The organism is Paraglaciecola arctica, assembly GCF_018861065.1.
Lineage (GTDB): Bacteria > Pseudomonadota > Gammaproteobacteria > Enterobacterales > Alteromonadaceae > Paraglaciecola > Paraglaciecola arctica_B.
In genome coordinates, this window is record NZ_JAHKQO010000036.1 from 783,965 (window position 1) to 806,745 (window position 22,781).

At 39.4% G+C, this 22,781-nt stretch carries 19 protein-coding genes; 10 read left to right on the forward strand and 9 right to left on the reverse strand.

Annotated elements, in window-relative coordinates; translation table 11 throughout:
* The 7 genes from KO534_RS16665 to tagF all read left to right on the forward strand — a co-directional run bounded on the left by KO534_RS16665 (position 1) and on the right by tagF (position 9,563).
* Entirely contained in the window at positions 1–390 is a 390-nt protein-coding gene (locus KO534_RS16665; RefSeq protein WP_215931069.1) for a DUF4280 domain-containing protein, read from the forward strand.
* Between the two features lie 271 nt (positions 391–661).
* Positions 662–2,251 carry a type VI secretion system-associated FHA domain protein TagH gene (tagH, locus tag KO534_RS16670; RefSeq protein ID WP_215931071.1) on the forward strand — a complete coding sequence of 530 codons (1,590 nt, stop codon included), beginning with the start codon at positions 662–664 and terminating at the stop codon, positions 2,249–2,251.
* A 12-nt stretch (positions 2,252–2,263) separates the two neighbouring features.
* Complete coding sequence (gene tssJ, locus KO534_RS16675) at positions 2,264–2,734, forward strand: type VI secretion system lipoprotein TssJ (protein ID WP_215931073.1); 471 nt, start codon at positions 2,264–2,266, stop codon at positions 2,732–2,734.
* A 36-nt stretch (positions 2,735–2,770) separates the two neighbouring features.
* The gene (gene tssK, locus KO534_RS16680) at positions 2,771–4,102 is read left to right on the forward strand and encodes a type VI secretion system baseplate subunit TssK (protein ID WP_215931075.1); all 1,332 of its coding nucleotides are present in this window, start codon (positions 2,771–2,773) and stop codon (positions 4,100–4,102) included.
* Between the two features lie 2 nt (positions 4,103–4,104).
* Positions 4,105–5,421: a type IVB secretion system protein IcmH/DotU gene (icmH, locus tag KO534_RS16685; protein ID WP_215931078.1), complete on the forward strand. Its 1,317-nt coding sequence runs from the start codon at positions 4,105–4,107 to the stop codon at positions 5,419–5,421.
* Positions 5,421–8,858: a type VI secretion system membrane subunit TssM gene (gene tssM, locus KO534_RS16690; protein WP_215931080.1), complete on the forward strand. Its 3,438-nt coding sequence runs from the start codon at positions 5,421–5,423 to the stop codon at positions 8,856–8,858. Before icmH ends, tssM begins: the two co-directional genes overlap by 1 nt.
* Before the next feature lie 9 nt (positions 8,859–8,867).
* Positions 8,868–9,563, forward strand: a complete 696-nt coding sequence (gene tagF / locus KO534_RS16695; protein ID WP_215931082.1) for a type VI secretion system-associated protein TagF — start codon at positions 8,868–8,870, stop codon at positions 9,561–9,563.
* A 16-nt stretch (positions 9,564–9,579) separates the two neighbouring features.
* Here the strand turns inward: tagF and KO534_RS16700 are convergent, their stop codons facing one another.
* Positions 9,580–10,377, reverse strand: a complete 798-nt coding sequence (locus KO534_RS16700) for a PP2C family protein-serine/threonine phosphatase (RefSeq protein ID WP_215931084.1) — start codon at positions 10,375–10,377, stop codon at positions 9,580–9,582.
* 229 nt (positions 10,378–10,606) lie between these two features.
* Here KO534_RS16700 and KO534_RS16705 point away from each other — a divergent pair, with 229 nt between their 5' ends.
* Genes KO534_RS16705 through KO534_RS16715 form a run of 3 tightly spaced genes read left to right on the forward strand, consistent with a single transcriptional unit; the run spans position 10,607 to position 14,771 of the window.
* Positions 10,607–12,874 (forward strand): protein kinase domain-containing protein, encoded by a 2,268-nt coding sequence (locus KO534_RS16705; protein ID WP_215931086.1) that lies wholly within the window; start codon positions 10,607–10,609, stop codon positions 12,872–12,874.
* The gene (locus KO534_RS16710; protein ID WP_215931088.1) at positions 12,871–13,848 is read left to right on the forward strand and encodes a polysaccharide deacetylase family protein; all 978 of its coding nucleotides are present in this window, start codon (positions 12,871–12,873) and stop codon (positions 13,846–13,848) included. The genes KO534_RS16705 and KO534_RS16710 overlap by 4 nt, the downstream gene beginning before the upstream one ends.
* Entirely contained in the window at positions 13,845–14,771 is a 927-nt protein-coding gene (locus KO534_RS16715; RefSeq protein ID WP_215931090.1) for a hypothetical protein, read from the forward strand. Before KO534_RS16710 ends, KO534_RS16715 begins: the two co-directional genes overlap by 4 nt.
* A 76-nt stretch (positions 14,772–14,847) precedes the next feature.
* Here KO534_RS16715 and KO534_RS16720 read toward each other — a convergent pair whose 3' ends face one another.
* The 8 genes from KO534_RS16720 to KO534_RS16755 form a co-directional block, all read right to left on the reverse strand.
* Positions 14,848–16,062, reverse strand: a complete 1,215-nt coding sequence (locus KO534_RS16720; protein WP_215931092.1) for a LysM peptidoglycan-binding domain-containing protein — start codon at positions 16,060–16,062, stop codon at positions 14,848–14,850.
* A gap of 155 nt (positions 16,063–16,217) precedes the next feature.
* Positions 16,218–17,240 (reverse strand): MBL fold metallo-hydrolase, encoded by a 1,023-nt coding sequence (locus KO534_RS16725; RefSeq protein WP_215931094.1) that lies wholly within the window; start codon positions 17,238–17,240, stop codon positions 16,218–16,220.
* Positions 17,241–18,431: a heme biosynthesis HemY N-terminal domain-containing protein gene (locus tag KO534_RS16730; RefSeq protein WP_215931096.1), complete on the reverse strand. Its 1,191-nt coding sequence runs from the start codon at positions 18,429–18,431 to the stop codon at positions 17,241–17,243.
* A gap of 2 nt (positions 18,432–18,433) precedes the next feature.
* On the reverse strand, positions 18,434–19,759 hold the full coding sequence (locus KO534_RS16735; RefSeq protein ID WP_215931099.1) for a uroporphyrinogen-III C-methyltransferase: 1,326 nt from the start codon (positions 19,757–19,759) through the stop codon (positions 18,434–18,436).
* Positions 19,760–20,515 carry a uroporphyrinogen-III synthase gene (locus tag KO534_RS16740; protein ID WP_215931102.1) on the reverse strand — a complete coding sequence of 252 codons (756 nt, stop codon included), beginning with the start codon at positions 20,513–20,515 and terminating at the stop codon, positions 19,760–19,762.
* 3 nt (positions 20,516–20,518) lie between these two features.
* Positions 20,519–21,448 (reverse strand): hydroxymethylbilane synthase, encoded by a 930-nt coding sequence (gene hemC / locus KO534_RS16745; RefSeq protein ID WP_215931104.1) that lies wholly within the window; start codon positions 21,446–21,448, stop codon positions 20,519–20,521.
* 66 nt (positions 21,449–21,514) lie between these two features.
* Positions 21,515–21,985, reverse strand: a complete 471-nt coding sequence (locus KO534_RS16750; protein ID WP_215931106.1) for a GNAT family N-acetyltransferase — start codon at positions 21,983–21,985, stop codon at positions 21,515–21,517.
* 91 nt (positions 21,986–22,076) lie between these two features.
* A complete protein-coding gene (locus KO534_RS16755) occupies positions 22,077–22,772 on the reverse strand; it encodes a hypothetical protein (RefSeq protein ID WP_215931108.1) in 696 nt (231 codons plus the stop codon).
* Between the last annotated feature and the right edge of the window lie 9 nt (positions 22,773–22,781).

Below are 22,781 nucleotides of genomic sequence, written 5' to 3' on the forward strand. Positions count from 1 at the left end.
ATGGCTATTGAAGTCAATATGGGTGCCAGTTTAATGTGTACTATGGGACTAGCTCCTAGTTCATTAATGGTGTTACCTCAAAATAGAACCATGGCTGAAGGCAAACCAGCAGCTAATATTATGGATAATAAACCCTTTGTTAATATTATGCCTTTCGGAATGTGTAAGTCACCTGCTAATCCCGCAGTTGCAGCGGCTACAGCCGCAGCTTTGGGTGTATTAACACCTATGCCGTGCACACCAGTAACACCAAGTCCTTGGACTCCTGGGTCGTCCACCGTAATGATTGCTAATTTTCCAGCCTTAAATAATACCAGTAAGTGTATGTGTACTTTCGCTGGCGTCATTTCAATTACGAACCCCGGGTGTACCAAAGTAATGGTGCCTTGAGGTTGGCTTTGAGTTATTGTTTAACGCGTTAAAAAAAATACCAACAAATAATAAAACACCTTAGTTTGACCCGAGTCTTTACCTAAATTCGTAATAGATACAACTATTTATAGGAAATTTGGTTTTAAGTGAAAATTAGTTTATTTCTTGCCCAACGTGCTTATTACCTAATTGAAATTTTATTGTTATCATCGGAAGATAACTGCGATATTCAAGGTGGATTTGACGTTATGTTTCATTATAAATTGACAAGAGGGATTAGTTTTTAGCTATGCCGTATTTGAAACTTAAAATTGTATCGGGCAGTGAAATAGGTCAAAACGATAACCATGACTTCACGGAACTAGGTGGTTCTATTGGTCGGTCTGAGGATTGCGATTGGACCCTAATAGATAGCGATAGATTCGTTTCTAAGAAACATTTGGTGGTTTCCTATAGAAATCAACAATTTGTCTTAACGGATGTCAGTAGCAATGGTGTAGTTGTCAACGGAGCCGGTACTCCTTTAGGGCACGGCAATGAACACATGCTTCAGGCTATGGACACATTAGTGATTGGGAAACATGTGGTTAAGGTCGAAGATATCAGTCTTGAGATCCCCAATACAAATGTCAGCGCGAATCCATTTCAGACTCAACAAAGTGAAGGAGATTTGTTGGGCTTAGTTATGGACACAAATGCCGCTGCACCTCCACCACAAGAACCAACACCCTTCCAACAATCACCTTTCCAAATCCCGGACAGTGCGGTCAATTCCGGCGCAGCAGAAAGCCAAAACCTCTTTGATACACCGCAACCGGAGAACGATTTAGGGTTAGGAGATATTTTATCTGCACCAGTCAAATCGACTACTGAAAGTGATTTTTCGAATTTTGATGAACAATCTAATCCTTTTAAAACAAGCCCATCACCTTCTCCTTTTGATGCTCCGTCAGGAAACAACACCAATAACCCAAGCATAAAATCGGACGAAGCACTGATACCCGATGATTGGGAAATGTTTGACACTATGTCTCCTGTTTCTGACTTTGAGCCTCCTGTTGAAAATAAAGTTGCTGTAGAGCCTGTCACCGTTGCAGAAAGTCCCGAAGTAAACAAGCTGGTGCAATCTAATGTACAGCAAAATGCCTCCGAATTTTCGCCACAAATTAACACTCCTATATTTGAAACTACGCCAGCGATAGAATCCGCTCCTCTAGAAGCTAAGCCACCTGCTACTGAACAAGTTCAGTCGAATGCAGGTGCAGATTCAAAAGAAGTATCAAAAACTACAAACGATGACTTTTTTGACTCTTTATATCAAAAGTTAGGGCTATCGAAAGAATTTAAGGCATCGATTGATCACGACACTTTTGCCGAAGACATTGCGACTATATTGTTATCCACGACTCAAGGTTTAATGTCGCTGTTAGCCAGTAGAACCGCTTTTAAGCAAGAATCCAGAATGTCTGCAACACTGATACAACCCAAATCGAATAACCCGATAAAATTTTCAATTGATCCGGTTGATACCTTGGAAATGTTGCTACTGAAGAAAAAAAAGGGGTATATGTCTGTAGGGGCCTCGTATGATGAGGCTATGCAAGATATTCAATTGCACCAAATGGCATTTATGTCGGGACTGCAAGGCACCTTAGACGGGGTGCTAGCACAACTTTCCCCCGAAGACATTGAATCTCAAGTAAACAATAAATCCCAAATGTTTAAAGGATTAAATTCTAATTCTCAATGTTGGAAAATTTACAAAGAAAAACATCCTTTGCTTGCAAAGAGTGTAAAAGAGAATATTAATGAGGTACTCGGGACTTATTTCTCAGATTCATACCAATCTCACATTAATCGTTATAAGACTGACAAATAAAGAGGAAGAAGCATGTTAAGGCACATACGAAAAATCGGCATCATATTTTTATGTTTACAACTTTTCGCCTGTACAAATACCACTGAAAACACTGTGGATTTTAATTATTTCATTACTGCATCAAAAGACATCAACCCCGACATTGCGGGTCGCCCATCGTCTGTGATTGTGCGGATTTATCAATTAACTAATAGAATTAATTTTGAAAATGCCAGCTATGATGAACTTTTTGAAAGTAATCATAATGCTCTCGGAACAGAATACATTACCTTAAACGAATACTTAATTGATCCCGGAAGCAAGAAAGAAGTTGAACTTAAAATTTCAGAGAATGCTAAATATATAGGTGTAGTGGTTGGTTATCGTAGTACCGATATGGTGACATGGCGAACTATAAAAGAGGTACCAGAAGGCAGTTTTTGGAGAAACTCTGGCATCGAGTTTAAGATTGAAAAGCTATCTGTTCGGGTAGTTGAAATTTAGATATTAATTTAAACAATAAATAAAGGATCGGTTTATATGGCATGGGAAAAGAGGGTAATTTGGTCAGAAGGGATGATGCTTCAACCCCATCATTTTCAGCAACAATCCAGATATCATGAATCTCAGTTAAGATATATCAGTTCTTTATGCCGGCCTCATTATTGGGGCATATCTTCGATTGAAATTGATAAGTCGCACCTAAAGAACGGTAAGTTCTGTGTCAATACAGCGGAAGGTATTTTGCCTGATGGGAGCTACTTTAACTTCCCAAGCATCGATAATTTGCCCTTGGCATTAGATATCAACCAAGACTTTTTGAATACAACTATCTATTTAGCAGTTCCTATCAGACGTAACGGAAATACTGAAACATCTCGTGACAGTGCAATTCAAAGTCGGTATTCAATAGCCGAACATGAAGTGCGAGATATATCGGGTATATCCTCAACTCAGCAAATAGTTGAAGTATCGGGACTGAGTTTTTGTTTGCGAACTGACAAAGATGACAACAATGAATTCAGTTGTATTCCAATTGCCTTCATAGAAGATGTAAGTACAAGCAATAACGTTAGTTTAAAAGCAAACTTTGTTGAACCTAGTCTCAATATTAAGAACAACACTTATATCGCTAGTTTTTTAAGTGAACTGGTGAAATTGGTTAAACATCGCATAAGCGCCTTAGCATCACGTGTATCGGTAGCAGGAAAAGCCACAACGACAGAAGTAACCGACTTTTTAATGCTGCAGACTCTTAATCGGCACTCTCCTATTTTAATCCACTTAGAACAAACAGAAAGCTTATCTGCATACGAATTATACGAAAAATTTATTAGTCTTATTGGAGATATGAGCACCTTTATCAAAGCAGATAAAATGACTCCTGAGTTACCAGTCTATCAACACACCAACCTAACACAGGTGTTTGACACATTAATTGAGGAGTTGAGACAAGTATTTAGTGTTGTCCTTGAGCAAAATTCTATCAACATACCGCTACAAGAAAAACAGTACGGTATCAGTGTTGGGGTAATCGCCGACAAAACGTTGTTTTCTTCGGCATCCTTTATTCTTGCGGTGACCTCAGATCTTTCAACCGATGAGCTTCGAAAGTACTTTCAAGCGCAAATCAAAATTGGTGCTATTGAACAAATTAAAGAGTTGGTGAATGTGCAATTACCAGGAATTCAACTCAATAACTTAGCAGTAGCGCCGCGAGAAATTCCTTATCAACGTAATTTTATATATTATGAATTGATTCAGAATGGCGAATATTGGACTGCATTGGCAGAATCTGGCGGCATCGCATTACATGTAGGCACCAAATTTCCAAATTTAAAAATTGAACTTTGGGCCATCAGGAGCAAATAACAATGCAAGACGAAGATAGGACTATGATTATTCCGAATCCAGGAGGACGACGGAAATCGGCAAACACACAAACGTTCCGACCTTCACCGCCAGAGTTGAATCAGCCCAGTAGCCCAAGTTCAACAGCACAAGTCAATTTAAATGCCTCTGCACAGTTTGACGGTGAGAATATCATTCTATCTTCTGCAAGCGATTTAATAATTTTGGCGAGTCACATTCGCTCGTTAGAGCCTAGCAATAGTATTGAACAGTTACGCAGAGACATCGAAGCTTTAATTACCAAGTTTGATCAACAACTTAACCAATTTAATTTAAGTAAAGAAGTGGCGCTAACATCGCGTTACCTCATATGTTGCTTGCTTGATGAGCTGGTACTGTCGACTCCTTGGGGATCAGAAAGTGCTTGGAGTAATCAAACCTTACTAAGCAAGTATCACAATGAAACGTCAGGTGGCGAAAAGTTTTTTCTAATAGTTAATAAACTGCTGGAACAACCACAGCGTAACATTGATTTGATTGAATTATGTTACGTGTGTTTGTCATCTGGATTTTGTGGAAAATACCGCCTTTCAAAACAAGGTGAATCCGAATTACTGGAAATAAGTCAAAGATTGTATTCACCAATAGAACAAATTCGTCCTATCAGTCGTGATTTGTCTCCTAGTTGGCAAGGAGTTGGTGATCTAAAAACAGGTTTCGTTAAAGGGTTTCCGCTTCCGGTGTTTTTTCTAATTCTTGGTTTTATTTTAATTGCTGTCTATATAGCGTTTTTATCAAGCTTAAAAGCGAAAGTAGAACCTCTATATCAAAAAATAGAATCTATTGGTTGGGAGCAACCCATTTCTCAACCCACCAACATTGAAGCGCCTCGTATAGACATAAATAAAATTGCTAACTCATTAAAGCAAATGTTAGCCGTCTATATCGACAACAAAATAGTGTCGGTTGATGTAAGAGACGGGCAGATTTTCATACGTTTCATTAGCCCTAGTTTATTTAGATCGGGAAGCAGCGCCATTAATGAGAATTCATTACCCGACGTCAACGTGTTGGTCAATGCAATTAAAAATTATGCCGATCGAATATTAGTTGTTGGGCATACTGACTCTACAGGTAAGCCAGATTCCAATTGGGTAATTTCTCGTAAAAGAGCAGAAGCAATCGCCAGATGGTTAACAACTAGTAACCAACAGTTGTTTAATACCATGACCAGAGGTGTGGCTGATACACAACCATTAGTGAGCGAAGATAGTGATTATAATAGAAGCATTAACCGCCGCGTAGAATTGACCCTTATTTTGAAGGATGAACTCATATAATGGAAAAAATTAAAGCAATAACTTCTAGCAGATGGTTTATTCCTGTCGTCTTTTTCCTGCTTTTTTCGTTGTTTATTTTGTTTGCAGGGCCCTACTTTGCCTTCGCAGAATTCTACCCGTTAGCAGCGTTAAGCACGCGAATTATCGTAATCCTCGTAGTCTTGTTTATTTATCTGCTGGTGCAATTTGTTAAATATCACCGACAAATGAAAAAACAACAAAATTTAGTTAAAGACATTACAGAAGAGGATGGACTAAATGACGTTATTAACTCTGAGTCCGCAGAACTAAAAAATAAGTTTGATGAAGCCTTCAAGTTACTAAAAAACAAAAAAGGCGGTCAGAACACCCTTACTGATATTCCTTGGTACATGATAATAGGGTCGCCCGGCAGTGGTAAAACTACCTTGTTATCTAATTCTGGTTTGCAATTCCCACTATTTAATGAGCTTGGAAATCAAGCAGTACAAGGTGTTGGAGGAACAAAGAACTGTGACTGGTGGATAACACAAGACGCAGTATTATTGGATACTGCCGGCCGCTATAGCTCCCAAGATAGTCATCAAAAGGCCGATCAAACTGGATGGAATAATTTTCTAGGTTTAATTAAAAAGTATCGCCGCAAACCAATTAGTGGTTTGCTGGTAAGTTTTAGCATGTCTGACTTAATGAGTATGAATGAATACGAAATGAGTCAACACATCTTACAAATGAAAAAACGCATCGCTGAAGTAAATGACTTTTTTAAGACCAAATTTCCAGTTTATATCATTATTACCAAATCAGATATGCTTGCTGGTTTTAGCCAATTTTATGAGACTTTTTCACATAAAGAAAGAGAGCAAGCATTTGGTATTACCTTTACTAAGGAAGACAGTATTCAAGGTGATATATTAGGTAAGTTTTCCGAAGAGTTTAGACAATTAACTCAGTCTGTTACCAGGCGCCAATGGCAGAGAATTTCATTAGAACGGGATCCAAACCGTAAATCACTTATTTACAGTTTTAGCGACCAGTTTTCTTCTTTAAAACCAACCCTAGATAATATAGTAGGCAACCTAGCTAAGCTTGATGACAGATTGACAACCGGAATTGTTAGGGGGATCTACTTTACTAGCGGAACACAAAATGGTGCCCCTATTGATCGTATTATTGCTAAAGTTTCATCGGCGTTTGGTCTAAAAAGTAAAGCCAAGGCGCTATGGAATAACGATCAGCGTAGTTATTTTATCAAGGAACTACTGCAACAGGTTATCTTCCCAGAATCTGATCAATTTGGTGTATTAGTGGGTCATGACAAACGAAAAAGTTTGATTAAACGTATTACTATGGCCACTGCAGGTGTCGTCACACTTTTACTTGTTATCGGCTTTTTCATTAGCTTTGGGAACAATGCAAGATATATTGAGCAAAGTGAATTATCAGTAGACAACTGGAGCAAACAGTATGAAAGTTCGGTGTCTAGTGGTGCTGACTTACGAACCTATATACCCGCATTAAACGACTTTGCTGATAATATAGCGGCGTTTGTGGAACAAAGTGAGACTGAGTTTTCAGGTTTAGGTCTAGCCCAATCGAGCTCTTTGGAAAACGCCCTAACAGCTAGTTACAATAGACTACTGTCGTCTGTACTTATGCCTTACGTAAAAAGGCAAGTTGAGCTCCAATTACGCAGTAGTGAGAATGTAAGTGAAAAGTATCAAGCCTTAAAAGCGTACTTAATGCTAGCAAATGCTGATAAAAGAGACCGAACTTTTCTAGTTTATTGGCTACATAGAAACCTTAACAATCAAGGTTTTTTCACCAATACAGAATATGTGCAGGTTAGCGCTCACGTTAATAATCTAGTTAAGAATGATATGTCACTTGCTAGTGTCGATAACTCTTTAGTGGATGATTCGAGACGGATCTTACAATCACAATCAATATCAGATATTTATTATGACCAATTTAAAATAGCCTACCTAAACAAGTCGGAAGATATGTTGTCTATGGCCCAATTGGCTGGTTCTGACTGGCGTACTTTACTCACCAGCTCTAGAGACGATATACAAACTATCCCGCGCTTTTTTACGCCAGAGATATTCTCGCAGGTTCTCGGCAGTGAAATTAAAAATTATTTAAACCAGTTAGAATCAGAAACATGGATTTTAGGTGAAGGTAATGTGATCAATAAGGGGGCGTTAACAACACAACTAGAGAAGTCGTACGCCAGAGACTACGTCAATAATTGGAAAGACTTACTACAATCGGTTTCTGTAAAACGAACAACAAATATGGCCGCATTAGATTCTGCATTGAAACTTGCAGGCGGATTAAACTCTCCACTATTTCAGCTACTTGAATCTGTATCCCAGGCCACTAAACTTGTAGAAATAAGTTCTGAATCAAACTTAGCAAACTTATCTTCAACCGTAGATAGAGCGTTGAATAAAGCTAACAGGTTAAACAGTCTACGCAGTACTGATACACCGGAGTATTTAATTACGTCTCAGTTTAGCCAACTGCATGAACTCTTAAGTCAAGACCAAAAAACTGTCGTACTACAAAAAATGACAACCATTATTTCCGATATCTCAGTCTCCTTAAACTTTGACTTAAGAAATGAAGAAGTTAGCGTAAACGACAACATCCTCAAGCCGTTACAAGCCTTCGCGTATAGCCAGCCAGCACCATTAAACCGATGGGGCGAGGAAATGGCAACCAACATAAAGGCAATGCGCGATCAGACCCAAAGGTTGAAGATTGCTAAACTGTGGCAGCAAAGTGTATTTAATAAATGTAATGATTTGATTAAGTTTAAATACCCATTTCAGCGATCCGCTACAACAGACGCAAGCCTGAGGGATTTATCTCAATTATTCGGCTCGTCGGGTAGCATCTATCAGTTCTTCACTAAACATATACAGCCGTTAATCAGAAGCAATTCTTATCCCTATCAATGGAAAGAAAACGTTGCGAGAACCTATGGCTTTAATAACGATGTTTTACCGTTTTTTGAAAAAATCAATAAAATCCGTGATAGTTTGTTTTCAGATGGCAGTGATAATCCACAACTAACCTTAGCCTTTAAACCGATTTACTTAGACTCTCGGCTGTCAAAATTCAAAATGTCGATACATGGCCAAAGTATGAGTTATCAATTTGGACGTCCTTCGAGTACAAATATCGTTTGGCCGCCACAAGACTTTGGTTCAAGTAGTCAGTTTGCCTTTGAACGACGTGATGGTAGCGATGTTGGGGAAAGCAAAGCTGGTTTGTTCGCACTATTCAAATTGATTGATGAATCAAAGAACAAGAGAATCAATGAAAATAAGATAGAAGTAACATTTACTAAAAATGAATACGAAGCAATATATGAAATAACAGGAAATGGAAGAACCAATCCGTTGATCATTTCCCAGTTATCTAACTTCAAATGCATCAGCGAATTTTAGTGATATAAAATGAAAATTGGATATTTTGGAAAACTCCCAGGTTATGGTGATTTTATACAGCGCAATGTATGTCCCGAGTTCATAAAATATTGGGATAATTGGGTATTGCAGTCTCTTAGTTCATCTCGCGAACAATTAGGCGACTCCTGGAGGACCAGTTACTTTAATAGCCCGATATGGCGCTTTGTTATTAACCAAGATTCGGCTAGCCAAACAACGGTAGCTGGCTTTATTATGCCAAGTGTAGACAAAGCTGGGCGCTGCTACCCTTTTACAGTGGTTTGCCAAGCAGACTCACAAGTCAATCCTTTTGTAATGGCTCGAAAAATAGATCTTATTCATGAAATTGGAGAAGACTTTGCTTTAAGCTTATTAGAAAATACTAAACCGGATCTTGACGAAATAACCAGTGTCCTAAATGAAATCTATGAAAGCGTGCAAGAATCTAACTGTCTAAGTGCACCATTGAAAACAGTGAGCTCAGTAATGGAGTTAGCATGTATAACCGAGATTGATGCTCTTGATTTCACATTGGGTAACGAGTCATTTTTAGAGGTATTGATGAGAGAGAAAAATGTCAATATGTCGATTTGGTCGATGGGAAATACTGAAGGTGTAGATCCTCAAATACGCTATTTTTCTGGAATGCCACCTACCGACAATTATTACTCTTTCTTAATTGCCGGTGAGAACCAAGAGAGCTAGTTACAGCTCTAGCAGTTCATCGACTTAAGGGTAAGGTATCGTCCAAATTTGAAAAGTTGGAATGGATATTTTCACTTCCATCAACAATCTCCAACGACTGTTGATTATCCACTACAATAACCGTAACGTTATCTCGAGCATTACGCTCTAATGAAGTTTTAATCAATAGGGGAGCAATAGATTCTAATGGTGTTGTAAGCAACAGTTGCTCAATCTCAGCATCATCAATGACTTTATTTAGTCCATCACTACATAAAAAATATTTATCCCCGTCAAGCCTGACATCGCTCACTATATCCAAGTCTAGCTCGTCACTCGCACCAACCGCTCTGGTAATCACATTAGCATTTGGATGACGCTCAGCTTCTTCAGGGGTTAAAAGTCCTTTTTGGACTAACTCTTCTACTTGGCTATGGTCTTGTGTAAGTCGCGTGAGTTTATTATTACGAACGCGATAAATGCGGCTATCGCCTGCCCAAATACAATGGGCGAATTGATGGTCAAAAACCAGAACCACTACTGTACTGCCGATAACAGCCTGCTTTTCACTCGCCATCGACACTAAACGTGTATTGACGTCCTGTAATACATGCATGATTTGCTGCGTAGCCAAAGGGTAGCTATTTGAATCAGCAATATCTCGCAAACTATCGACAATCATTTTGCTAGCGACATCACCTTTAGCATGCCCGCCCATACCGTCAGCAACGCACCACATGCCTTGTTGAGAACTGTCTAGATATCCGTCTTCGTTAACTTTTCGAATAGTACCAATATCTGTTTTCCCAACCGATTTCCATGAACGTTCAAGCATAATTTTTGTTTCCAGTGCAGCCAAATATAAATCACTTTACAGGTTTCGAACAGCTAAGTCGTCCTAACTTCTTCCTCAAACAAACTCGAGTCATTATAGATACAAATGTCTTTGATTGCTGGTATTTTTCTAGGTAGACTAAAGTACAAATTCTGCACGAATTTTCTTAAATATTGAAGCCATTCTTGCATTAATTCTCAAAATAGAAGGTCGCTTAGTGGAAGAAAACATGTTGAACAAAACAATTGGGCGCTATGAAATCAAGGAAATGATTGGTGAAGGAGCTATGGCTAAAGTCTACAGAGCCTACGATCCCGAAATTAACCGTTCAGTTGCTTTTAAAGTACTCAAAGAAGATCACTGCGTAGATGAAGAGTATTTATCACGATTTTTACGTGAAGCAAAAGCCGCCGGGGCACTTTCACACTCCGGGATTGTGACCGTTTATGATGTAGGTAAATTTGAAAACGCTCCGTATATTATGATGGAGTTGTTAGACGGCAGCGACTTAGGTGAAGTACTTAAAAAGGAGAAGAAACTTTCACTCAAGCAAACCCTGATTATCGCATTACAATTGGCTAAATCTCTTGATTATGCCCATAAATCAGGAATCATTCATCGCGATATTAAACCCGATAATATTATTGTTATGCCCGATGGCGAGTCCATTAAAGTTGCAGATTTCGGCATAGCAAGAATGAACGAAACTGAAGAATCTCAAAAGACTCAGGTTGGCTCTGTGTTAGGAACGCCACGTTACATGTCACCAGAACAGGCTTTAGGTAATCCTGTTGACGGTCGTTCGGATTTATTCTCGGTAGGCACAATCATGTACGAAATGCTTAGCGGAAACAAAGCATTTGACGCCGGTAATATGGCCACACTGATGATACAGATCGCTCAAAAACAACCTGAGCCGCTAAAAACTCTTTGCCCCGAAATTCCTGCTGGCGTTCGTCAGATAATTCAAAAATTACTACAAAAGTCTCCTGATAAGCGATTCCAAACCGGAAACAAACTAGCAGAGGCATTGGGCAAAGAATTAAGCACTTTAAGCGACCAACAAGCCGAACAAAAGAAACATAAATATATCCCTTTAAAAATACGTTGGACCTTGTCTGTTGGTGCAATTGTGGGCTTGGTATCATTTATTAGCATCAACATTGTATTTAACATGCAATCTAAGGCGATGACTAAACAAGCGGTTGATTCTGGTGCTTCGTTTGCAAAATTTATTTCTACAGAAACCGCGATACCCATACTGAGCGAAGATTGGATTTCCTTAGAAACCTTTATTGGTGATGCCGCGAGTAGAGACACTTTTTCCTATTTGATAGTAACTGACAGATCAGGAATTGTTCGTGGCGCAAGTGATAACACCTTAGTAGGTAAGATATACCAACCCAATGAAAATGATGTACTAGTCAGTGAAACGGAAGACGTGCATACAACCAGCACTGAAACAGCTGATGGTAAGAATATCTTTAATATACGAACTCCAATTTTGTTTCAAAGCACTGAAGTGGGTCAAATAATATTAGGGTTGTCTCAAGATGGCTTGGATGAGGTTAAGAGTATTACTGGTTCTTTGATGTTTATTCTAGCCTTGATTACTACCTCTTCAGTTGCTGTTGTGATGTTTATTTTTGGTGGGTTAATCGCTCGACCGTTTAAAGTATTAAACCAATCTTTGAAGGGGTTTGCGGCAGGTAATTTAGACACCAGAATATCTTTGACACGAAATGATGAGATAGGTGAAGTTTTTGACTGCTTTAATAATATGGCAGCTGCGATTCAAGATAGATACACAGAAGTTACCGATGAGTTAGCACAGACTGGTATAGATAAGACAGGGGTCACCGCAGATAAACCGGATGATACTGGTTCACATGCTTCGGAAGCTGAGGTTAAAGAAGTTGAGAAGCAAGAAAGTGAATCAGCAGATTTAGGGCCAGATGAAACTGTGATTTCCAACAGTCAAATTGACCTAGTAAACAAACCTAATCAGGATGCGATACCAAAAGCACAGGAAAATATTGAGCCGACTGAAGTTTCTGAGGTTCAGTCTAATATTGACTCTGTGGCAGATGCTGACGCTGATAGAACCATCATTTCCAGTAGCCAGATCAATCTAGATATTGCGTCAAATGAGTCCGATGAAAAGAATCCACCAAAAGAACCTCAAGGCGAAACCCCGGATACTGAGTCTGTGATTGAAGAAAATCCTGATCAGACAGTTATCGCTTCTAGCCAAATTATTATGAAAAGCGAATCGACGAAAAGCGACGATGTAAAAGTAGAACCAAGCACCGCAGATAGCAAATCTGAAAAAATCGATGCAGAAGTTAGCTCTACGGAGCAAGAAATTCCACTTCCAACTAAAAAGCCGCCAGCAAAACGCAGAACTCCTCGAAAGCCCGCCAAGGCTAAAGTAAAAACTGAAGACGCTGCAACTAAGGACGCGATTGCTGATTCTGACCAGAGTGCTAAAAGTTGAGATATTTTCTAATCGTATTTTTGCCTATTTTGTTATTTGGCTGTTCAACTGTAGAACGGCAAATAGTAGCAAGTAACGATGATTTTATCGTTTTACAGACAGATAATAATGATACGTTCGGGTCGCTTGCGGAAGAGTTTTTAGGAGGAAAACAATACACAGAAATTCTCGAAAGATATAATCCGCAAACAACTATCTCTTCAGGTAGCTATATAGCGATTCCTAAAAAAGTGATCAATAGTTCTGGTGTTTTTGTTGACGGCTACCAACGTGTACCGGTTCTGTGTTATCACCAATTTACTGAAGATAGTAAAAGCAAAAATAAGATGGTTGTACCCCGCGCAGACTTTGAGCAGCAGATGGACTACCTTGCCTCTAATGGTTATAAAGTACTAGCGCTAAGCGACTTGGGTGAGTTTATCAGTGGTGAAAAAGAACTACCTAAGAAGTCTGTTGTAATAACCATAGATGATGGTTATAGGAGTTATCTAGAAGTAGCTTATCCCATTCTCAAAAAATACAACTTCCCCTCTACAATGTTTGTGTATCCTGACTTTATTGGAGCCGGGCGAGCGCTCAAATGGCAAGATATAACATACCTCAGTAATTCACCTTTGGTAGACATACAATCCCACTCAAAATCCCATGACAGTTTATCTCCATTACCACTTGGCGAATCAGAAGAGGATTATTTAGCTCGCCTAAAAATCGAAGTAGAAGGTGCTGAAAAAGTATTGGTTCGAAAAACTAAACAAAAATTTAACCACTTTGCTTACCCCTATGGGAATAGCAGTTTACGAGTCGTTGAACTGCTAAAACAAAACGATTACGAACTTGCAGTCACTGTACATAAAGGTAGCAACCCTTCGTTTTCGGCCCCATATTTATTGCATAGAACCATGATATATGGAGGAGATAGTTTAAATACATTCAAGAAAAGTCTCGATGTATATAGAACTGTGACGCTGAAATGATTGAGCGAATCGTCTGCGTAGCCACCATAGTACTTTGTTGTTCATGTAACACAAACTTTGTTGATAACAATGCAATGTTTGAACAACGCAGTCCTCTTGCTAATGCCTTAGAAGAAGAGCAACGTTATGCAGAGGCATTGGTACAGTGGAAAATTTTGCAGATAGCCTATCCTGACGACGAAGTGGTCAAACAAAATATACTTCGACTTGAGCTTCTTATATCAGATGGCGTCATTCGGCAATTAGCGGTTCTAGATAAAGCTAAGGCTTCGGGAGATCAAGATTTGGAGCGCAAGGTCTACCTAAAAATATTAGCCTTAGACCCTAATAATCAAATAGCGATCGAAGAGTTACGGCAGTTTGAATGGAACTACGCATATCAGAAAGCCAGTTCAAAAACAGAAAACATTAAGAAGTATTTTATTGAAACACAGCAAGAAGCTAAAATTTCAATCCAGCTCAATAACTACATTGAACAGGGAAAGCAGTACGTTTCTGATAAGAAATATCAAGAATTATTGCAACTAGCTGATAAGTTTGAAAACACCTATCCTAAACACCCGCTTCCAAACGAATATCGAATATTAGCGTATTCGAAATTAGGAGAGGAACAACAAAAACGCAACAATACAAAGCAAGCTATCAAGTTCTTTAAACAAGCATTGCAAGTAGCTGCAGTTAAAGGTCAAAAGTTACCCAACCTCCAAAAGAAAACAGATCAGCTGTCTGGGCTTATTGCCAATAGGTATTTGAAATTAGCTAATCAAGTTTTTAAAACGGACTTAGATGAAGCAATTAATTACTTCGAACAATCACTAAAATATCAGCCCAACAACGTTAAGGCTCGCCAACTAATGCAGCGAGCCATAAAGATTAGAGAGAATTTACTGAAAATCCAGAAGCTTGATTCTAATTCTGATTGAGGGTGTTATGCGAGTAAAGAGTCTACTTTAGACGAAGATTCTTTACTCGCTGAGGGCTCTTGTCCCGCTGAGGGCTCTAATTTCGATTGAGGTTATCCAATTTTTCTTTTAGCTCTAAGGCTTGTGCCCGATATAACTTAGCACTTGAATGGTCTGGGTTTACCTTCAAAACCATATCCCATTTTTCAATTGCTAAATCGAGTTCTTGACGTCGAAATGCTGATGATGCCTCTCTGTGGTATTTATCAGCGATTTCTTTTTGCAATACCAACATTTCTTCCATCGCTTGGTCATTTTGATCGTCTAGATCTGTGGCCATTTTGAAGTTTTCGAAAGCACTAAAGGGTTCTTCTTTTTGTAGATTTAGTTGCCCCGCTTTTTCAAAATATGTGGCAGCTAACACATTATCTGTTTCAGCAATTTCTTTGGCTCGTCCAATATATGTTGATATAGCCAGATCTCTACTTTCATTACTTAGTTTACCAAAAGTACTTAGCGTCGCTAACTTTTCAATTGCAGCTTGATAATCCATATTTTGAGCCAATTCTTTTAGATCACTTAAGGCCGACTCCGCTGTTTCTGCTGGGGCTATTGGAATAACTTCTTCCAATACTGCCTCTTCAACTGGTATTTCAGAGGACTCGACTAAATCCTCAACCGCTTCAGCAGATTCTTCTAGCTCATTGATTTCTTCTTGCATTGCTAAATCAACACTAGCATCTTCATTGTCTACGCTAGGAGTTTCAAGTTCTTGGGCTGCGTCTTTGTCACGTTGCGCTCTAGCCAGCTGTGTCATTGGGATTTTAATTTCTTGCCCTATATTCACACGACTAGGGTTAGCAATATTATTGTATTTAGCTAATGCATAAAACTTTAGTGCTGAACCTAAGTATTTTTTTGCTAGTGTAGATAGACTAGTGCCTGAGGTTAAATTTACTTTGAAATGTTCTGCAGGAAAATATTGACTTGAGTCAGTTGAAATTTGTGCCACCAAGTTTCTCGCACTATTACTTCTAGGAACCGCTTCTAAATATGCGTTTAGTTCTGCCAACGCCTGACCATCTTCGCCATTTTCGAGCTTTTCTAATGCTTTACTAAAGCGTTGTCTGGGAGTCAAACCGACTTCAGCTACGTAAATTTTATTGTTCTGAACTCCCTTAGTTTTATTGACCTCTGTTGAAGTTGTTTTTCCAGCTGTACCTCCTCCAGTACCACCACATCCTGATAAAACTAGTCCAGCTACTAAAACAGCAGCTGATAATTTTATTTTATTGTCCATACAACTAATCATTTATAACCCCTGAAAAATATAAGAAACAGTCGTCGATAATCATAAGTTTCTCGGCACGAAGCAGTTTAATACAATTGTAATCGTCAAGCATGTTTTTCCATCTGAATTTTGCCAACTAATTGGTAACATCTTGAAAATAATATGATAAATATATTCTACAATATAAGGAGTTGTCCTTGTTTGGCAAGTATAAACTTCAAACCATGGGTATTTCCTTGATTCAATTCTTGTTGAATTTTAAGTCTTGGATTAGTACCACTTTTTAGGCTGTATTTAATATGGCTGATGATAACCTTCATATCCTTAATTTGCTGCTTGTCGGCAACTAATGAATAGAAATAATGCATTTCTGACAATAGCCATTTAGGGGTAAGGTGACCAAATAGTAAATTATCCGGTTGATCGTTAGCAAACGAGACTTCTATAACTACCCCTCTAAGCTTTTTGGTTCGCATTTGCTTAGCTAAATATTCCCAAACGACAGCGAGCTTTCCTTGCTTTTCGACTTTATCTGGACCAGTGTCACCAAAATATACAAACAGATTATCTTCATATTCAATCACAAATGCCGTTGATTCTAAGGGATGGCTTAAACTGAATGCTTTGACTTTTAGTTGGGTACCTTTGAGGTTCGTAGTTTGCTGAGGCACTAAATCTATAACCTGGTACTTATTTAACAAGGGTGGTTTGCCTCTATCGGTAAAATTAGCCCAGGCTTGCCAATTAAAATAAGTATCGCTCATCGTTTGGTTGACCGACTTCAGCCCGTAGATCGGTTTGTTGTTATCTTCAGGTGAAGCAACCAATAAACCAGCCACATGATCTAGGTGGCCATGGCTAATCAAATAACCTTTAATGTGATGATGTAAAATTTTACCTGTTGTAGACAAAGTATTATCTGTCTGCATAGGGAGATTTTCAAAAGCATTATTACTGAGCGCAACGTTGATACCGTTAGTCAATGTACCTGCGTCTAGGGCAATGTAATTAGGTTCAGATAAAGTTCTTAGTAAGAAAGCACTGAGATTGCCATCTTGAATTCCACCTGTACTGCCCAAAGTAACAAGTTCAAATACGCCTTTCGTCTCTGGATTAGAACTAACAGACGTTTGTTTTCCATGCAGTTGAAACGATATTATTAATACTGCGATAAATAATATATGTCTATTAGGTTGCAATCACTTAACCTTAGCTTGGGTTGTTTGAGTTTCAACGCTTTGTTTATATAAGGTTAACGCTTGTTTTTGATCGTCCTGTGATTCTTTGATACTCGACATCAAAACTAAATCTTCCTGTCGATTACCTAACTTAATTGCCTTCGCTAAGGCTTTTTCTGCTAAAAGTTTGTCATTTGCATTAAACGCAATATGACCGAGCGTTGATAACAGTTCGACATTCAGGTCGTCATTCTTTATCCAACTTTCGAGTTTCTTTATTGCTCCCGATGGATTCGGCAATTTTATTTGTTTAAACAGAGGCACTAATAAGGGATGCGGTGAAGACGATTGAAACTCCAGTAAGGCTTGCTCAGCATCGAAGTGCATTCCTTGGTCAATAAGCATTTGTGTGTACGCAGCTTGTTGAGCTGGATCTTTTCGAGTGGCACGTGGTAACGATTGCCAGTTCCTTTTTAGTTGTTCCGCTCCTTCTTTACTGGCTATTTCAGCAAAGTTACCTTTAGAGGCTTGTTGCATTAGCACGTCGTAATCATCACCAAGAGCTTTCTTCCATCCTTTTAACCTGTCTTTCAATTCTTGCCACTTGTTTGCCTGGGTTAACGCTTGCGCCCAAAGTCTTAATACTGGTGTTTGTGCCTGTTGTTTTTCACTTAGAGTGTGGATCAGCTCTAGCGCCTCATCTGACCGATAGTGCTGTAAAGCGTCTCGAATTAAACACAAATTCGCTGCCAAAGCAGATTTTTCATAGGTTTTAGCCATACGCCAATAACTTTTGGCTTTCTCTAAATTGCCTAGTTGAACCTCTGCGTCAGCGGCAGCGAGTAGATTGATGCCATCGAAGTCTTCATTTTCTATTTTTTTGAAGTTGTCTCTAGCAATCAAATAATTGGTTTCAGCCATTGCAATTAAACCAGCGGTAAAGGCTCTTTGTTTTTTACGACTCCCCCAATTCCCAAGCCAGTTCTTTGAGCCAGAGGCTGCTGCCAAAGAGGCTTTGACCAATAAATTTATTAACATAAGTCCGACAAAAATAGCAATCAGAGATAGGCAAAGTGACCAAACATTCATTTCAGCGACCCAACCGTTAAATTCGACCATAACGTAGCCACTATCATCAAATATCATCGCCGCAATCACTACACTAATAAGCAAAATAACCAAAACCAAAAATATTCTTATTAATTGCCTCATGATTAATTACTTCCGTTCACAAAACGACTTTCTAAGCGCTCTTCGATTAGAGCTTTTATTAAAGGTGTGACTTTAAATTGTTGAGGATAATTTTTTTCAAAGTCGGTTGCTTGTAGCTGACTTAAACTTTCAGAAAAGCGCACTACCCCGTCTTTTTTCATATCAAAAGATTCAATTAATGTATTCTGCGCGGTTTGCAATACCTGTTGATAAACGGCTGGCTGTTCTTGTAACACCGCCACTTGTGCCTGCAATAATGCAAACTTAAGTTGCGCTTTGGCTAACCATTGCTGTTGTTCCGACATAAACGGTTTAATTTCGGTAGTCACCTTTTTAAAGCTGAAAAAGTTTTTAGTTGCTTCTCTCCAATTACGCGCTAAATTTGCTCGCCAATCACCGATAGACTCAGTGATGCTATCGTCAACAACCTCAGCTTCTGGCCTTTGAAAGAACGCCAAAGGTAGATTGTCTACTTGATTAATCATGGCCCCTATCGCGATTGCAATTGAACTGCTTGAAACCTGGTTTACTTGTTGTAAAGCCAGTAAATCCTCAGCAATCATAGACCGTAAAGGTAACAAACTGGGATCGTCTAGATCTTGAATTCGACTATCTGCTGATTCCAACATCATCATTGCAGTTTTTACATCATGCTCTAACCACAGTTTTCGTCCAGCGATTCGAATTAGATAGTCAGCCTCCGCTAACAACCAATCAGCCGGCCTACGACCGGAGATATCAGCCAAATTTCGTTGATTAGTTTGAACTTGTGCACTGGTAACTTGCAGCTGTTCGGTTAAGTTCTGTAAGCTAGTTTGCAAACTTTGATTTTGCTGTTGCAAATCCCTCTTGGCAAGTTGATTAGAGGCGATAGATTCAGCAATATCATTTTGTTGTTGTTCCAAACTAAGCCGCTGCTGTCGCATACTTTGTTGCCGTTGCTCCATACTAGTTTGCTGAGCAACTGAAGCATCAAGTTGTTGTTGGCTTTGAACCTGCCATTGCATCCAAGCCCAATAACCAGCGCCAAGAACGGCCACCAGCACCAGTAAATTGACGATAGTGAAGAACCACAAAAAGCCTGTTTTGTTTTTCGGTGCCAATTTTGAGTTACCTTGTGATGCGTCACTTTTGTTGGGTTTAACGCTAGCTTGTTTCTTTTCTGTTGCAGCAAAGTGTGCAGGCTGCTTAGGTGTAGTTTTATTGCTAGATGTTGCGGCCGACTCTTCTTTTACGGACGGATTAGCCGTTTTTTCTTTAGCTAATTGTTTTTCTAACGCTATCAGTTTTGCTTCATCTGACGGGGTTAACTTGTTCTCATCTGCCATTTAATGCTCCGAAGAATGTCTTGCGCGGGCAATCAACTGTTTTGCGCATTGAATTAGGGCCTGGTCACTGGCGTCTCGGCTAATACTTATTTGGGACACACCCAGTTTAGATGCTATATCTGCAGTTCTTTGGCTTACCACTATCCAGTTTAACTTCTGCAGCCAATTTGTCTCAAAATACTCAAAGGCAGCCTGAATAACTTCGCCACTGGTAGCAATAATGCAACGGATTTGGTCCTGTTGCCAGCCTTGTGTGCAAACTGGAAAGTCTAGTTTAACCCTTTTATACACTTCCCATTCCAAGACAATTGCACCGCGGCTTGTCAAAGTATCGCGAAGCAGTTCTCTACCACCGAAACCTTTCATGATAACAATATTTTTGTCAACCACATCGTTAAGCTCTGCAAGGTTAAGCAAACCTTCAGTTCTAGGCGCTTGTGGAACAATCGTGTCAAAACCAGCTTTTTGTAAAATATTTCCGGTGCTAGCGCCAACTGCGAAAAAGCATACATTTGCGGGCCATTGATTTTTCAGCAGCACACATTGTTGCGCCGCCACGGTACTTGTCACCACTATATAGATTTCTGTTGCTGCTAAATTGCGCAAATCAGCAATTCTTAAAGGTAATTCAGCAATACAGTCGTTATCTAAAACAGTATCAATCAATCCACAAGCCACAGCTGGCAACTTCGCTATATTAAATGCTTGCGCACTAGCTTGACATTTAGCTTGAGGTCTAAGTAACAAAAAGGTCACAACTTAACCCGCATATAACGCGCTGAGGATATCCCCTGCCCCCTGCTCAAGTAACAACTGAGCAACGTGTTCACCCAAAGTTTCGGCGTTTTCAAGCACATCAGTATGTTTCGCATGCAACAATACTTTGCCATCGACCGAGCCAACTAATCCTCGCAGCGTGATATGTGGTCCATTTAACTCAGCAAAACTGCCGATTGGCACTTGGCAACCACCGTTTAGTTTGGCGTTCATAGCGCGCTCTGCTTTGACTCGAATGGCGGTTTCAGTGTGATTCAATGGCGCTAACAAGTTAATCAATTCAGCGTCATCATTGCGACACTCAATGCCTACTGCTCCTTGCCCCACCGCTGGTAGTGATAATTGTGCAGGAATCTCGGATTGAATACGTTGTTGCATACCCAGTCGTATCAAACCTGCCGCAGCTAACACTATCGCATCGTATTCCCCTGCATCAAGTTTACTTAATCTGGTATTAACGTTGCCGCGCAAATCTTTGATCACCAGATCGGGTCTAATTTTCCGTATTTGACACTGACGTCTTAAACTTGAGGTCCCTACAACAGCATTTTGGGGTAGCTCTTGGAGTGAATTAAAGTGATTAGATACAAAGGCATCAAACGGGTTTTCTCGTTCACAAATAGCATGCAATCCAAACCCTTCTGGGAAAGCCATAGGTACATCTTTCATAGAATGAACGGCAATATCTGCACGACCTTCAGTCATGGCCACTTCTAACTCTTTAATAAACAAGCCTTTCCCCCCTATTTTAGCTAAAGGGGTATCTAGGATCTTGTCACCTTTAGTCGACATAGGAACGAGCTCTACCTGCAGATTTTTATGGGCGTTGAGTAGCGCCGCTTTGACGTATTCGGCTTGCCATAACGCTAAAGCACTTTTTCGTGTTGCGATACGGATAATGCGTGTTGACATGAAACTTCCTGAACTAAAAATTACTCGATACATGTTACCAGAAAGACGAGTAATTTGAGTACTTGGCTAAAGACAAATTTCAAGTAAAGGCAAAAAGCGTCCCTGAATACTTTGAGATTCAGTTTCACCTACTTTTATGGCGCCATTTGCGAGATAAAAATCCTCAGCGAAGGGATCACTTTGTATTTTTATACGTTGCGCTTGGTGGTGTTGTGCCACAGAGACAGCGGCGTCTAGCAGTCTTTTTCCCCATCCTCGTCCGATAAATTCTGGGTCGATAAATAAAGCTTCGAGTTCAGGAAACTCAGGCTGCAAAAAATTCAAAGCAAAAAAGCCAGCAATATACTGTTGTTTTAGCTCCGCTATCTTAAAACTATATGTTGGTGATAACAGCTGGCTTGGATCGTAGGTTAATTCTGTTTTGCAATTCAATAAGAAATCGGCATCGTATCCCCAGTGTCCTTTTGAACGGAGCGCTAAATCACTAAGTAATTGCGCCTCTTGTACTTTAGCGCTTCTAATTACACTTATTGTCATCTCGCTATCTCGTTAAAATCAGAAAGGTTAAAAACTTCCCAACTAAAAGCCTAATTATATTTAAATTAGAAATTTTATTTGATCAGAAAACTTATGGATTTTGGTTGTTAACTTGGCGTGGTTCAATTGTCAAAATTCCAAACTGCGCCTTAACAGATTCTACATATTCACGTCGTTTCACTAACCATTGGTTAAACTGTTCAATAATTTCTGGGTATTTAACTGTGGAAATTTGGTACGCAAAAATTTGCTTAGGCAGTTTTTCGCTGACCACCAAAGGTTGTTGAATTTGCAAACTTTGTAATCCCGCATTTGCGACCGCAAGATCAATATCTAAACCATCTAATAAACCGTTTACAAGATGTTTAACCAATATTTTGGAACTTGAGTCTTCATAGAGCTTAACCTTGCCCTGCTCGATTTTTTTTGCCCAAAGAGTAGGAAAAAAACCTGCAATGATGCCAATGGTCTTAAAGAAATCGGGATCTTTATCTTTGTTTTTAGCCAGTACTAAAGTCCCAGCGGTCATAGCCACAACCTCATCACTAAAATATATAGGCAGATGATGCTCGTTATTTCTTTGCTGCCACCTAACATTATCTGGAAATTTAAAATCTATATTTTCTTCGTACAACCATTTAGGAAACTGTTTGATGGGTAGCGGCAGGTAACTTATCTGGTGTCCATTTTCCTGGGCAAACCGGTCAAAAATGACTTTTGAAAAAGACGTGTTGTTAGAAGCGAAATCATAATAAGGGTAATAGCTTAGGTCTTCGACACCAATCACAAAATTTCC